At 77.4% G+C, this 13298-nt stretch carries 15 protein-coding genes; 8 read left to right on the top strand and 7 right to left on the bottom strand.

Features of this window, described 5'->3' with window-relative positions; genetic code table 11:
* The first annotated feature begins 172 nt into the window (after window positions 1-172).
* The 3 genes from BM158_RS17790 (at window position 173) to BM158_RS17780 (ending at window position 2803) form a co-directional block, all read left to right on the top strand.
* The gene (locus tag BM158_RS17790) at window positions 173-403 is read left to right on the top strand and encodes a hypothetical protein (RefSeq protein ID WP_091065142.1); all 231 of its coding nucleotides are present in this window, start codon (window positions 173-175) and stop codon (window positions 401-403) included.
* 151 nt (window positions 404-554) lie between these two features.
* Window positions 555-1823, top strand: coding sequence for a cupin domain-containing protein (locus BM158_RS17785; RefSeq protein ID WP_229827794.1), 1269 nt, complete (start codon window positions 555-557; stop codon window positions 1821-1823).
* A complete protein-coding gene (locus tag BM158_RS17780) occupies window positions 1820-2803 on the top strand; it encodes a sucrase ferredoxin (protein WP_091562534.1) in 984 nt (327 codons plus the stop codon). The genes BM158_RS17785 and BM158_RS17780 overlap by 4 nt, the downstream gene beginning before the upstream one ends.
* Here the strand turns inward: BM158_RS17780 and BM158_RS17775 are convergent.
* The 6 genes from BM158_RS17775 to BM158_RS17750 form a co-directional block, all read right to left on the bottom strand.
* Window positions 2800-3159, bottom strand: coding sequence for a hypothetical protein (locus BM158_RS17775; RefSeq protein WP_091562530.1), 360 nt, complete (start codon window positions 3157-3159; stop codon window positions 2800-2802). The genes BM158_RS17780 and BM158_RS17775 overlap by 4 nt on opposite strands.
* Window positions 3156-4304, bottom strand: a complete 1149-nt coding sequence (locus BM158_RS17770) for an alkaline phosphatase family protein (RefSeq protein WP_091562524.1) — start codon at window positions 4302-4304, stop codon at window positions 3156-3158. Before BM158_RS17770 ends, BM158_RS17775 begins: the two co-directional genes overlap by 4 nt.
* Entirely contained in the window at window positions 4301-5062 is a 762-nt protein-coding gene (locus BM158_RS17765; protein WP_091562517.1) for a methyltransferase domain-containing protein, read from the bottom strand. The genes BM158_RS17770 and BM158_RS17765 overlap by 4 nt, the downstream gene beginning before the upstream one ends.
* A 10-nt stretch (window positions 5063-5072) precedes the next feature.
* Window positions 5073-5855, bottom strand: coding sequence for a class I SAM-dependent methyltransferase (locus tag BM158_RS17760; RefSeq protein ID WP_091562514.1), 783 nt, complete (start codon window positions 5853-5855; stop codon window positions 5073-5075).
* A gap of 79 nt (window positions 5856-5934) precedes the next feature.
* The gene (locus BM158_RS17755; protein WP_165629003.1) at window positions 5935-6420 is read right to left on the bottom strand and encodes an SAV_6107 family HEPN domain-containing protein; all 486 of its coding nucleotides are present in this window, start codon (window positions 6418-6420) and stop codon (window positions 5935-5937) included.
* On the bottom strand, window positions 6420-6749 hold the full coding sequence (locus BM158_RS17750; protein ID WP_229827795.1) for a hypothetical protein: 330 nt from the start codon (window positions 6747-6749) through the stop codon (window positions 6420-6422). The genes BM158_RS17755 and BM158_RS17750 overlap by 1 nt, the downstream gene beginning before the upstream one ends.
* A gap of 163 nt (window positions 6750-6912) precedes the next feature.
* Here BM158_RS17750 and BM158_RS17745 point away from each other — a divergent pair, with 163 nt between their 5' ends.
* Complete coding sequence (locus tag BM158_RS17745) at window positions 6913-8376, top strand: peptide MFS transporter (RefSeq protein WP_091562508.1); 1464 nt, start codon at window positions 6913-6915, stop codon at window positions 8374-8376.
* A gap of 132 nt (window positions 8377-8508) precedes the next feature.
* On the opposite strand, the gene BM158_RS22755 is transcribed toward BM158_RS17745, so the two are convergent.
* Window positions 8509-9702 carry a Fic family protein gene (locus BM158_RS22755; RefSeq protein ID WP_091562505.1) on the bottom strand — a complete coding sequence of 398 codons (1194 nt, stop codon included), beginning with the start codon at window positions 9700-9702 and terminating at the stop codon, window positions 8509-8511.
* Between the two features lie 80 nt (window positions 9703-9782).
* On the opposite strand from BM158_RS22755, the gene BM158_RS17735 reads away from it, so the two are divergent.
* From BM158_RS17735 to BM158_RS17720, 4 genes are read left to right on the top strand one after another with little or no spacing between them, the layout of a single operon-like run.
* A complete protein-coding gene (locus BM158_RS17735) occupies window positions 9783-10265 on the top strand; it encodes a YbaK/EbsC family protein (protein ID WP_207506725.1) in 483 nt (160 codons plus the stop codon).
* A 55-nt stretch (window positions 10266-10320) separates the two neighbouring features.
* Window positions 10321-10884 (top strand): GNAT family N-acetyltransferase, encoded by a 564-nt coding sequence (locus BM158_RS17730; RefSeq protein ID WP_091562501.1) that lies wholly within the window; start codon window positions 10321-10323, stop codon window positions 10882-10884.
* Window positions 10884-12485 carry a phytoene desaturase family protein gene (locus BM158_RS17725; protein ID WP_091562497.1) on the top strand — a complete coding sequence of 534 codons (1602 nt, stop codon included), beginning with the start codon at window positions 10884-10886 and terminating at the stop codon, window positions 12483-12485. Before BM158_RS17730 ends, BM158_RS17725 begins: the two co-directional genes overlap by 1 nt.
* Complete coding sequence (locus BM158_RS17720; protein WP_091562491.1) at window positions 12482-13285, top strand: carotenoid biosynthesis protein; 804 nt, start codon at window positions 12482-12484, stop codon at window positions 13283-13285. The genes BM158_RS17725 and BM158_RS17720 overlap by 4 nt, the downstream gene beginning before the upstream one ends.
* Window positions 13286-13298: the final 13 nt, after the last annotated feature.

Genomic DNA, 13298 nt, shown 5'->3' with positions numbered 1-13298 from the left:
CGGCCGCTACCCCCGTGGCGGGGGATCCCAATCCGGTACTGGGAGGTCCGTCCGAGGGGTCGGCCGGCGCATGTGTAGTGCGGCGTCCACCGCGGTACAGGGGCCTCGGGACCGCCGACCGGCGGTCGCGAGACGAGCTCTTGGAGGAACCCCGGTGTTCGAGGACGAGGACATGACCAGCGTTGAGGGCCCGGCCGACAGCGGCGCGGGCGAGGGCACCCCGGGTCAGCACGACGGCGGCGCCGACGGCTCGGCCGAGGGCCCCGCGGACAGCGGCGCCGGCGAGGGCACCCCGGGCCAGCAGGACGGCGGCGCGGACGGCGGCGCCGAGGGCCCCGCGGACAGCGGCGCCGGCGGCGGCACCCCGGGCCAGCAGGACGGCGGAGCCGACGGCTCGGCCTGATCCCGGCAGCACGGCGAGGGCCGGGGGACCACCCCAGCAGGGGTGGTCCCCCGGCCCTCGGTCATGACGGGGCGGCGATGTGTGCGCCCGCCCCGGCGACGGTATGGACGGCACGGCAGGCGGGCACCCGCCACGGACGAGGAGGAACCAGGTGGAGCACGGAGGAACGGCCCTGCGCCGGTGCGTGGGGGTCGACCCGGCGGAGTTCGCCGTGGACTACTGGGCCCGCCGCCCGCTGCTGACCAGCGCCGCGGGGCTCGGCCAGGACTTCTCCGACCTGCTCACCCTGGCCGACGTCGACGAGCTGCTGAGCACCCGCGGTCTGCGCACCCCGTTCCTGCGGATCGCCCGCAACGGCGAGGTGGTCGACGCCAAGCGCTTCACCGGCCCGGGCGGGGCCGGCGCCGAGGTCGCCGACCAGGTCTCCTCCGACGCCGTCCTGCGGCTGTTCAGCGAGGGCTCCACCGTGGTGCTGCAGGGCCTGCACCGGCTCTGGCCCCCGATCATCGCCTTCGCCGACGCGCTGGCCGCCGAGCTCGGCCACCCCACCCAGGTCAACGCCTACGTCACCCCGCCGTCCTCGCAGGGCTTCTCCCCGCACTACGACGTGCACGACGTCTTCGTCCTGCAGGTCGCCGGCGAGAAGCACTGGACGATCCACGAGCCGGTGCTCACCGACCCCCTCCGCACCCAGCCCTGGGGCGAGCGGGCCGAGGCCGTCGCCGCCCGGGCGACGGAGGAGCCGGTCATCGACGCGGTGCTGCGGCCCGGCGACGCGCTCTACCTGCCCCGCGGCTACCTGCACTCGGCGCGGGCGCTGGGCGAGATCAGCGCCCACCTGACCATCGGGGTGCACAACGTGACCCGCTGGGGCGCGGTGGAGTCCGCCCTGGACCTGGTGCGCACCCTGGCCGTGGACGACCCGGCGCTGCGCGCCTCGCTGCCGCTGGGCGTGGACCTGTCGGCGCCGGGCACCACGGCCGACGACGTGGCCGCCGTGCTGGCGGGTCTGCACGCGGCGCTGGACCGGGTCGACCCGGCGGCGGTGGCCGACCGGCTGCGGTCGCGGACCTGGGCGCAGGTGCGCCCGGAGCCGGTCGCGCCGCTGGCCCAGTCCACCGCGGCGGCGGCGCTGACCACCGACACCGTGCTGCGGGTGCGCCCGCGGCTGCGGGCCCAGCTGCGCGAGGCCGTCGGCGAGGAGGTCGTGCTGGTCGCCGGCCGGCAGCACCGCCGCTTCCCCGCCGCGCAGCGCCCGGCCCTGGCCGAGCTGCTGGCCGTGGGCGAGCTCAAGGTGGGCGACCTGCCCGGTCTGCCCGCCGAGCAGCAGGTCGAGCTGGGCCGCCGGCTGGTGGTGGAGGCGGTGGCCGTCGTCCCCGACGCACGACCCGGCGCACCGGTGCACCATGGGAGCCGATGACCGCGGACCCCGTGCCCGACCCGGTGCCTGACCCGGCAGCGGAGGACCCGTACTGCCAGCACCCCGACCCGCGCCGCCACCCGGTCGGTCGCCTCGACGACGCCCGCTGCTCGGTGCAGGCGCTGCTGGCCGGCGACTCGCCGCTGGCCACGGCTCCCCCGGCCCGCCGCTGGCTCCTGGTGGAGCAGCCCGGGCCGTGGGGGCGCGACGCGCTGCTGCAGTCCCGGTTCGACGCCGACGTCGCCCCCCGGCTGGCGCAGCGGGCCCGCGAGGCGGGCCTGCGGATCCAGATGGTGCGCCGGCCGGGCGAGAAGCTGGTCGACTCCCAGGGCCGGTGGGCCGTCGCCGACGTCCGCGAGGGCTGGGTGCGGTGGTCCCGCCGGGGCAGCGACGCCGAGCTGCTCGAGGTGCCGCTGGACGGCTCGGTGGGCGTGCAGGTCGACACCCCCGCCTTCCTGGTCTGCACCCACGGCGGCCACGACGCGTGCTGCGCGGTGCGCGGCCGGCCGTTGGCCCGCACGCTGCCCGGCGACGTCTGGGAGACCAGCCACCTGGGCGGTGACCGGTTCGCCGCGAACGTGCTCGTGCTGCCCACCGGCCACCTCTACGGCCAGGTGCCCGAGGACGGCGGCGGGCTGGCCGAGGCGCACGCCCGCGGCCAGGTGGTGCTCACCGGGCTGCGCGGGCGGGCCGGGCTGACCCCGCCGGCGCAGGCCGCGCAGCAGTTCGCCCGGGTCGAGCTGGGCCTGCTGGGCGTCGCCGACCTGCCGGTGGTGTCGGTGCGCTCCGGGGGTGCCGGGGCCGACGGCACCGAGCGGTGGGAGGTCGGCCTGACCGGCCCGGACGGCGCCGTGCAGGTCGTGCTGGACAGCCGGCTGTCGGCCGACTCCCGCCGGCTGACCTGCGCGGCCCTCGCGCCCGGGCGCTGGCGGACCTGGCACCCGGTCGCGGTGCACCGCAGCCCTGCCCCGGTCGGCTAGAGACCGGCTTCCCCACGCACCCGGCGGGAGGGCTGGAAGAACGACAGGTCCAGGAAGTCCGGCGGGTCGGCGACGCCCGGCCCGCCGTCGGCCACCCAGCGCAGCACGTCGTCGGTGATCTCCTGCTCCAGGACACCGCCCACCCACTGCGGCCGGGCCCCGGCGGCGCGCCCGGCCGGGCTGGGGCTGACCACCACGACGTTGGACCGCTCGCAGGCGTCCAGGCAGTCGACCACCCGCACCTTCGCGCCGCCGGCGCGGAAGGCCTCGAGCTGGGCCCGGTGGTCGGTGCCCGGGTGCTTCTCGGCGCGGCCGCAGCAGCAGCCGCGGCACACCGTCAGCACCGGCCCGCTCACAGCGCCGCCCCCCGCCCGAGCAGCAGCGGGATCGCCAGCTCGGTCGCGGTCAGCGAGCCGTGGTAGGCCGCCAGCACCGAGGGCACCGGCTCCTGCCGGGTGGCGGTGACCGCCCAGGTGCCGCGGGCCAGCGCCACCACGTCGCCGATCCGGGCGACCAGGTCGTCCGCGACCGGGCCGAACACCCCGCTGGCGACCGCCTCGTCGCGGCCGACCACCCAGGCCCGGTCGCCGAGGACCTCACGCCAGGCGGCGAGGACGTCGTCGGCGGCGCCGGGCAGCGCGTGCACGTAGCGGGCCCGCGGTTCGCCGGCCAGCAGCCGCACGCCCGCGGACAGCGCCGGCGTGCTGTCCACGTCGAGCCGGGTGCCGGCCGGCACGTCGAGCATGCCGTGGTCGGCGGTGACCAGCAGGCACGCGTCGCCGGGCAGGCCGTCGAGCACCTGGGCCACCACCAGGTCGACGTGCGCCAGCTGCTGGCGCCAGGACGGGGAGTCCACGCCGCGCACGTGCCCGGTCAGGTCGAGCTCGGCGTGGTAGCCGTAGACCAGCGCACGGTCGGTCGCGGCGAGCGAGCGGACCAGCCCGGCCGCCAGGTCACCGGGGCTGACCGCGGAGGCGTACCGGGCGCCGCGGTAGGCCGCGCGGGTCAGCCCGGAGGTGGCGTAGGCGTAGGGCCCGACCACGGTCGCCGGGACGTCGGCGGCGGCGAGCTCGGCGAAGACCGTGGGCCGGGCCTGCCAGGTGTCCGGGTCGGGGTCGTCGGTCCAGTGCGTGTGCGTCAGCGGACGGTCCGCACCGGGGACGTCGGTGGTGAACCCGAGGACGCCGTGCGCGCCCGGGGGCACGCCGGTGCCGAGGGTGGTGAGGCTGACCGGGGTGGTGCTGGGGCAGGGCGCCTGCAGGTCACCCAGGGGTGCGGCCAGCCCGGCGAGGGTGGGCGCGAGGTCGGCGTGCGCGCGGACCAGGTCGGCTCCCAGGCCGTCGACGAGCAGGACGGCCACCCGGCGGGCGCCGTGCAGGTGGTCGGCCAGGCCGAGCCGGTCGGCCCGGCCGACACCGAGCGCGGCCGACACCGAGGGCAGCACGTCGGCCAGGGTGGCCGACCCGTAGGCCGGGCGGTGCAGGTCGTCGGGCAGGCTCACGGCGCGCCGCGGGTGGCGACGACGTGCAGGCCGGTGGCCACGTCGCGGTAGGGCGACAGGCCCGAGAGCTCGAGCTCCAGCCGGCGCAGCGCGTCGGGGTCGGCGCCGGACGTGGACTCCAGCAGGTCGGCGACGACGGAGACCCCGCGCCACTCCCCCGCCTGCAGGCCGGCGTCGTGGACCAGGGAGAGCAGCTCCTCGGGGCTGAACCGGCGCCGGGCGTGCCGGGTGCGGGCCCGGTCGGGGGCCGGGTCGCGGTCCCCGAGCAGGGCCCGCGCCTCGACGGGGTGGCCGCCGAGCGCGCGGGCGAGGACGGCCCCGGCCCGGTTGGCGGCGGTCAGGCTGAGCCGTCCACCCGGCCGCAGGGCCGCGGCGATGCCGGTGAGGGTGGCGGCGGGGTCGTCGACCACCTCGAGGACGGCGTGCACCAGCGCCAGGTCGTAGCCGCCGTCGGGGCCGGTGACCGCACCCAGTGCGTCGGCGTCGCCCTGCACGCCGCGGACCAGCCCCGCGACGCCGGCGAGGTCGGCACGGCGGCGGAGGGTGGCCAGCGCGTCGGCGGAGGTGTCGACGACGGTGACGGTGTGGCCGCGCTGGGCCAGCGGGACCGCGAAGACCCCGGCGCCGCCCCCGACGTCGAGGACCTCCAGGGGCGCGCCGCCGACCAGCGGGTCGAGCGCGGCCCACACCGCGGCGGCGCGGACCGGGGGCTCGGCGGGGCCGGCACGGCCTGCGGTCGGGGTCTGCGGCTGCGGCACCCTGGCGACCCTAGCCGGGGGCGCGCACCGCCCGCAGCACCGCGTCCCGGACCGTCGTGGGGCGCCCCTCGGGCCCGGGCGGGAACACCGCCTCGCGGGTGGGGTCGGTGGCCGAGACCTGCCAGCCGGCGCCCAGGTCGAGGCCGGCGGCCATCTCGGCGGCGGTGGCGAACAGCTCGGCGCTGAACGGGGTCTCGCCGCCGCTGTGGCTGTCGGCGTGGTGCGCGGTGATGAGCAGGGTGCCGCCCGGGGCAACGGCCGCGGCGAGCTTGCGGTGGAAGGCGGCGAGCTCGGCGCGCGGGAACTGCACGAAGGAGACGGTGACCAGGTCGTAGGCGCCGGCCGGGGGCGCCCAGTCGCTGCGGCCGTCGGAGTGCTGGAAGGTGATCGCGTCGGCGACGCCGGCGGCCCGGGCGGCCCCGCGGGCGCGCTCGAGGGCGACCGGGGAGACGTCGGTGGCGGTGACCTGCCAGCCCTGCCGGGCCAGCCAGATCGCGTCGCCGCCCTCGCCGCAGCCCACGTCGAGCGCGCGGCCGGGGGCGAGGTCCGTGGCGGTCTCGACCAGCCGCTGGTTGGCGTTGCCCGACCAGATGGGCCGTTCGCGGTAGCGGTCGTCCCAGAAGGACTCGGTGAACCACAGGGACGGGTCGGTGTCCCGCCACGCCGCCATCTGCTCCGCCGAGCCGTGGTCGTGCTGCCCGTGGTCGTGCTGCCCGTGGTCGTGCTGCCCGTGGTCGCCGTGCCCGTGGTCGGCGTGCCGGGGTGCGTGGTCGTGGGGGTGCGCGCTGGCCATGGCCCGACCCTCGACCTGCGCGACCGCTGCCGCAAGCAACCGTGCCGGTTCGGCAAACGGGCGCGCCCGGACCCCGGGCTCAGGCCGGCCGCAGCCGGCGCACCTCCGGCCGGCCCGGCGGGGCGGGCTCGGCGGCCGCCGCGGACACCGGCCGGCCCAGCGTCGTCTCCACGACGGCGAGGAACGCGCCGGCGTCGCGGACCAGGTCGTCGGCCTCGCGCTCGGTGACCGCCGAGCTCAGCCCCGCCTCGGCCGCGGCGCGCTTGGCCGCGCCCGCGGCGAAGAACGCCGCCCACTCCCCCAGCTCCGGCGCCACCTGGCCGATGAGCACCCACGCGCTGCGCGGCCGGCGACGGCCCGACTCGGGCCGGGTGCGGGCGGCCAGCACCGCCGCCGCCCCCCGCAGGGCGGCCAGGTGCGCGGTGGCGTACCGCCAGCCGGCGTCACGGCACCCCGCCGCCTCGGCCAGGCCGCGGTGGGCCTGGCCGAGCAGCTGGGAGGCCGCCGGCGGCAGCGGTGGCGTCAGCTCGAGCTGGGCGGGTGACAGCACCCGGACCGCGCCCATCAGTCGTGCACCCGCACGAGCGACCAGCGGTCGGCCGCCGGCTCCCAGGTCAGGTCGAAGACCCCGGCGAAGCTGGTGCGCGACCGGCCCGAGCGCACCGCCTCCACCCGCCAGACCTGCCGCCCCGGGCCCGCCTCCACCCGGTGCTCGACGAGCTGCCCGACCTCGTACCGGCCCCGGCCCAGGCCCTCGCCCCGCCAGAACCGGAGCGGGCCGGACGGCCCGCGCTCCACCTGCACCCGCTCCCCCGCACCCGCCAGCACCTGGACCATCGCCGCCTCCCCCTCGCCCCGGGACCCCTCCCGCTGTTCGAACGTGCGTTCGAACACGACCAGGACACCATGCGCGCCCGAGGCCGTCAACCGGGGCGTCGAACACGTGTTCGTCTGCATGCCCGGAGCACAGCACGGACCACCGACAGTTCGCCGTCGTCGCCCGCGCGGACCGGACCGGGCGTGCGCGACCGACCCATGAGGGGCACAGTGGTTGGGCGTGGCAACTGCATCCCCCGACACCCGTGCGGACGGGACGACCTTCCTCGGTCAACCGCGCGGCCTGGCGCACCTGTTCGGCGTCGAGATGTGGGAGCGGTTCAGCTTCTACGGCATGCAGGCGATCCTGCTGTACTACCTCTCCTACTCCGTCGCCGACGGCGGGCTGGCCATCAGCACCTCGACCGCGGCCAGCATCGTGGGCGCCTACGGCGGCACGGTCTACCTGTCCACGATCGTGGGCGGCTGGGTCTCCGACCGGCTGGCCGGCCCCGAGCGGGTGCTGTTCTGGTCCGCCGTCGTCGTCATGGCCGGGCACGTGGCGCTCTCGCTGGTGCCGGGCCTGCTGGGCGTCGGCGTCGGCCTGGTCCTCATCGCGCTGGGCAGCGGCGGGGTCAAGGCCACCGCCACCACCCTGGTGGGCCTGCTCTACGCCGACGGCGACGAGCGCCGGGACGCCGGGTTCTCCGTGTTCTACCTGGGCATCAACGTCGGGGCGCTGGTCGGGCCGCTGCTGACCGGGCTGGCGCAGTCGGCGGTCGGGTTCCACCTCGGCTTCGGCCTGGCCGCCGTCGGCATGGCCGCGGGCCTGGCCCAGTACGCCTGGGGCCGCCGCGGGCCGGCCGGCACCGGGCGCGAGGTGCCCTCGCCGCTGCCGCCCGAGCAGCGGTCCCGCTGGGCGGTCGGCGCCGTCGTCGGCGTGCTGGTCCTCGTCGTGCTGGCGCTGACCGGGGTGCTGCGCGCCGACCGGCTGGCCACCGTCGTCGTGTGGGTCTGCGTGGTGGTCTCGGTCGGCTACTTCGTCCAGCTGCTGCGCAGCGCGCGGGTCGACGGCACCGAGCGGCGCCGGGTGCTGGCCTTCATCCCCATGTTCGTGGCCAGCGTGGCGTTCTGGTCGCTGTACCAGCAGCAGTCCACCGTGGTGGCGCTGTACGCGGACTCCCAGCTCGACCGCGACCTGTTCGGCTGGACCGTCCCGGCGTCGTGGGTGCAGTCGATCAACCCGGTCTTCATCATCCTGCTGTCCGGTGCGTTCGCCGCGCTCTGGACCCGGCTGGGCCCCCGCCAGCCCTCGACGCCGGTGAAGTTCGCCGCCGGCACCGCGATCATGGGCGTCGCGTTCCTGCTGTTCCTGCCGATGGCCGGCGACGGCCCGGGCGGGGCCCCGCTGCTGGGCCTGGTCGGCATCCTGCTGGTGTTCACCGTGGCCGAGCTGCTGCTGTCCCCGGTGGGGCTGTCCCTGTCGACCAAGCTGGCGCCGGCGGCCTACCGCACCCAGATGGTCGCGCTGTGGTTCCTCTCCACGGCCATCGGCACCTCGCTGGCCGGCGTCTTCGCGGGGACGTACGACCCGGCCACGCAGACCGCCTACTTCGGCACCCTCGGCGGCGTCGCCGTCGTCCTCGGGGTGGTCCTCGCCCTGGCCACCCCGGCGATCCGGCGGCTCATGTCCGGGGTGCGCTGAGCCCCGGCCCCGGGACCAGCTGCCCTCGGGCAGGCCGGGGTCGGGCTCGAGGTGCGGCCGCGCCCCGCGCCGGAGGCCTGCGACCGCACGCGGCGCCCCCTGCCCGGGCGCGGCGCGGCACGTCCACCGGGGTCACCGGCGTCGGCCCGCCCGGGCGGCGAAGGCGTCGAGCGCGTCGAGGACCTCCCGGGCCTGCCACATGCGGTTGCGACGCCGGCCGGTGAACTCGGTGACCACCCCGGCGGTCTCCAGCGGCGCCAGGGCTCGGGGCACGTTCTGCGCCGGGATGCCCAGCTCGCGGGCGACGACGCCGGCGTCCACCACGGGCTGGCGGACGAGCAGGTCCGCCAGCCGCCAGGCCGCGGCGTCGGACCGGGCGCGGACGGTCCCCGTCCACCCGGCCCGCACCGACCGGAGCTGCTCCACCAGCTGCGTGGCGTTGGTGATCGCGGCCAGCGTGCCGCCGGTGAACGCCTCGACGACGGGCTCGAGCTCACCGTGGCGGTAGGCGGTCAGCGCGTCGAAGTACCCCTCGACGTCCACCAGCAGCCCGGCCGACACGGGCACGGTGACCGCCCGGGTGACCCCGTGGTGGCGCAGCAGCGAGTGCACCAGGGCCCGGCCGGTGCGGCCGTTGCCGTCCGGGAAGGGGTGGATCGTCTCGAACTGCGCGTGCGCGACCGCCGCCAGCACCAGGGGCGCCACGTCCGTGCGGACCGCGAAGCGGACGAGGTCGGCCACCAGCCCCGGCACGTCGTCCGCGACCGGCGCCACGTACTCGGCCTCGTGGGGACCGTAGGACGTGCCCCCCACCCACACCTGCTCGTCCCGCCAGCGCCCGGCGATGGCCGGCTCGGTGTCCCCCAGCAGGGCCTGGTGCATCGCGAGCACCGCGCCGGGCGTCGGCTCGTCGGAGAGGTCGAGGGCCGCCTGCATCGCGGCGACGTTGCCCACCACGGCTTCGGCGTTGCGCGTGGACGGCGACCCGATCTCGGCGACGGCGATCGCCCGCGCCCCGGAGGTCAGCTGCTCGATGCGCGAGGAGGACGCCGACTCCGTGCGGAGCAGGACCGCGGCGAACGGGGCGACCTCCGCCCCCATCCGGGTGTCGAAGCGGGCGACCTCCGCGGCCGCGTCCTCCGCGGCCCGGAGCACGCCGGCCCCGACCACCGGGACCCGGTCGGCGATGGTCGGCACGACCGCGGCCCGGTAGGGGCCGGCGTGCCGCAGCCGGACCGCGCGGGGTACGACGTCGTCGGGCAGCCCCGGACGCCACGGCAGCTCGCGGCTGCCGATGGCCGGCCAGCCCTCACCATCTGCGAACACACGGCGATCTTATTCGCACTTGTGCCGTACGTGCGAACAACAGCCGGCCGGGTTCGCACCCGGGTGCGACGATCGGCGGCGTGACCTCGACCGAGCACCCGATGGTGGCCCACGTGCAGCAGGTGCTCCGGGACGCCGGGGCCACCGGCGAGGTGGTGCACCTGGCCGACAGCGCCCGCACCGCGCAGGAGGCCGCCGCCGTGCTCGGCGTCGAGGTCGGCGCGATCGCCAGCAGCCTGGTCTTCGAGGTCGAGGGCAACCCGGTGCTGGTGCTGACCAGCGGCGCGCACCGGGTGGACACCGCCAAGGTGGCGGGGCTGCTCGGCGTCCCCGAGCTGCGCAAGGCCACCGCCGCCTTCGTCCGCGAGCACACCGGCCAGGCGATCGGCGGGGTCGCCCCGGTCGGCCACCCCGAGCTCATCGGCACCCTGGTGGACATCACGCTGGCCCGCTTCCCGCAGGTCTGGGCCGCCGCCGGGCACCCGCACGCGGTCTTCCCCACCACCTACGACGAGCTGCTGCGCATCACCGCGGGCACCGCCGCCGAGGTCGACGCCGGCTGAGCGACCCGCCGGGGCGCCACCAGTGGGAGGATCGCTGCATGCCGGAGCCCGCAGCATGACCGCACCCACGACCCGGGTGACCGAGCTGCCCACCGCTTGGATGCGCGAGCACCTGCACGAGGCGCTGGCCATCTACGGCCGCGCTATGGGCTACGGCGACTCCGTCGTCGCCGGCCGGTACGGCTACGCGGTGCAGCACACCGAGCGGCAGGGCTTCCGGGCGGTCGGCGCCTTCGCGGCCGGCCCGGACGGCGAGCACCTGGTCGGCTTCGGCTACGGCTACCTGGTCGCCCCCGGCCAGTGGTGGCACGACCAGGTCCGGCACGCCCTCGACCGGCGCACCGCCAAGCGCTGGCTGCCCGGCGGCTTCGAGGTCTGCGAGCTGCACGTCGACCCCGACCACCAGAGCCAGGGCCTGGGCCGCCAGCTGCTGCACGCGCTGGTGCGCGACCTGCCCTACCCCGCGGCGCTGCTGTCGACCCCGGACTCCGACACCAAGGCCTTCCGGCTCTACCGGGCCGACGGCTTCGTCGACCTGGCCCGCAACCACCACTTCCCCGGCGACGCCCGGCCCTTCGCCATCCTCGGCGCGCGCCTCCCGCTCGGGACACCCGCCTAGTGGCCGACGTCGTCGTCGTCGGGTCCGGGCACAACGGCCTGGTCGCCGCCTGCCACCTGGCGGTCGCGGGCCTGGACGTCGAGGTCGTGGAGGCCGACGACGTGCTGGGCGGCGCCGTCTCCACCGTGGAGCGCTGGCCCGGCGTGCGGGTCGACCGCGGGTCCAGCGCGCACGTCATCGTCCGGCACTCGGGCGTCGTCGAGGAGCTCGACCTCGCCGCGCACGGCCTGCGCTACGTCGACTGCGACCCCTGGGGCTTCGCCCCCGCCCCCGCCCCGGGCAGCGAGGGCCCCGACGGCCGGCCGCTGGTCTTCTCCGTCGACCTCGACGCCACCTGCGCCTCGATCGAGGCCGCCTGCGGGGCCGAGGACGCCGCGGCCTACCGCCGCTTCGTCGAGGTGTGGGGCCCCCGCAGCGCGCGGGTGGTGCAGGCCTTCGGCGACCGGCCGAGCCCCGGCCGACTGGCCCGCCACCTCTGGCCGCTGGGCGCCCCGGCCAAGGGCCGCCCCCGGGTGTCCGGCGGCGACCTGGCCACCGACTTCCTGGGCTCCGGCGACGCCCTGCTGGACCGCTGGTTCACCAGCGAGCGGCTCAAGGCGGCCCTGGCCTGGTTCGGCGCGCAGTCCGGCCCCCCGATGTCCGAGCCGGGCACCGCGGCGATGGTCGGCTGGGCGGCGCTGCTGCACACCACCCCGCCCGGCCACCCGGTCGGCGGCTCGGGCGGGCTGACCGCGGCGCTGCGCCGCAAGCTCGAGGCCCACGGCGGCCGGGTCACCCTCGGCGACGGCGCCGCCTCGCTGCTGGTCGAGGACGGCCGCACGGCCGGCGTCGTGCTGGAGTCCGGCCGGCGGATCGAGGCCTCCACCGTCGTCGCCGCCTGCCACGTCGGGGCCACCCGTGCGATCGCCGGCGAGCACGCCCCGCCCGCGCTGCGCGACGCCGACCCGCCGCTGGGCAACGGGTTCGGCCTCGTCGTCCGCTGCCTGACCGACGCGCTGCCGGCCTACCCGGGCGTCGACCCGGCCGACTCGTTGCAGGGACTGCAACTGCTGTGCACCGACCGCGCGGTGCTCGCCCGGGCGCACGGTGACTGGCAGGCCGGCGACCTGCCCCGCGAGCCGGTGCCGCTGGCGATGAGCTTCTCGGCCAGCGACGACACCCTGGCCCCGCCCGGGCGGCACGTGGTCACCATCTGGGGCCAGTGGTACCCCTACCGGCTCGGCGACGGCCGCGACTGGGACGCCATCGCCGAGGCCGAGGCCGCCCGGCTGGTCGACGCCGTCGACCGGTTCGCCCCCGGCTTCGCCGACTCGGTGCAGTCGCTGTACATCCAGACGCCGCTCAAGCTCGAGCAGGAGCTGCGGCTGCCGCGCGGCAACGTCATGCACGTGGAGATGTCGCTGGCCTCGATGTTCGCCTTCCGGCCCACCCCCGCGCTGTCGGGCCACCGGGTGCCGGGCCTGCCCGGCCTCTACCTGACCGGGGCCTCCACCCACCCCGGCGGCGGGGTCAGCGGCAACAGCGGCCGGACGGCGGCCCGCGTGGTGCTGGCCGACCGCGGTGGCCGGACCGCCGCCCTGCGCCGCCTGCTGCGCCGGTGACCCGCGCGCCCTGGGTGCTCACCGCGGCGCTGCTGGCCACCGCGATCGCCTACCCGCTCACCGCCGGCGGCGTCCGCGACGCGGTCAGCTGGACCATCGTGCTGCTGGGGTCCGCGCTGACCGTCGTGCACGCCGGGCTGTCCCGCGGGTGGCGCACGGGGCTGGCCGTGGCCGCGGTGACCGTGGCCGCGTCGGTGCTGTTCGAGTCCGTCGGGCTGGCCACCGGGTTCCCGTACGGCAGCTACACCTACTCCGACGCCCTGGGCCCCACGCTGCTGGGCGTGCCGTTCCTGGTGCCGCTGGCCTGGCTGATGATGGTCTGGCCCAGCTGGCTGCTGGCCCGCCGGCTGGTGCCCGCGCACCGGGGCGGACGGATCGTGGTGGCCGCGTACGTCTTCGCCGCGTGGGACGTCGTGCTGGACCCGCAGCTGGTGCAGGCCGGCTACTGGACCTGGGCGCACCCCACCCCGGGGCTGCCCGGGATCGACACCGTGCCGCTGACCAACCTGGGTGGCTGGCTGCTGGCCGGGCTGGTGCTGATGGCCCTGCTGGACCTGCTGGTCGCCGACCGGCCGGCCGCGCTGCCCGACTCCGCCCCGCTGGTCGCGCTGGCCTGGATGGTGCTGGGCGGCGCGCTGGCCCACGCCGGCTGGCTCGGCCTGCCCGGTTCCGCCGTGTGGGGCGTGGTGCTCAGCCTGCCGGTGCTCGTCGCCCTCGCCCGCCGCCGCGCCCGCACCCCTGCCGTCCCGGCGCCGTCATCCGACGCCCAGGACCCGTCCGGGCCGCGTTCCGGGTCCTGACCGTCACATGACG

The sequence above is a fragment of the Klenkia taihuensis genome, from assembly GCF_900112525.1.
In the GTDB taxonomy this organism is placed as follows: Bacteria; Actinomycetota; Actinomycetes; order Mycobacteriales; family Geodermatophilaceae; genus Klenkia; species Klenkia taihuensis.
The sequence above is the reverse complement of the archived record's forward strand: the minus strand, read 5'-3'. Positions and strand labels throughout refer to the sequence as shown.

Coding starts and splice junctions, on each gene's coding strand:
- BM158_RS17790 (WP_091065142.1), top strand. CDS start 173: ATGACCAGCGTTGAGGGCCCGGCCGACAGCGGCGCGGGCGAGGGCACC.
- BM158_RS17780 (WP_091562534.1), top strand. CDS start 1,820: ATGACCGCGGACCCCGTGCCCGACCCGGTGCCTGACCCGGCAGCGGAG.
- BM158_RS17760 (WP_091562514.1), bottom strand. CDS start 5,855: ATGGCCAGCGCGCACCCCCACGACCACGCACCCCGGCACGCCGACCAC.
- BM158_RS17755 (WP_165629003.1), bottom strand. CDS start 6,420: ATGGGCGCGGTCCGGGTGCTGTCACCCGCCCAGCTCGAGCTGACGCCA.
- BM158_RS17730 (WP_091562501.1), top strand. CDS start 10,321: ATGACCGCACCCACGACCCGGGTGACCGAGCTGCCCACCGCTTGGATG.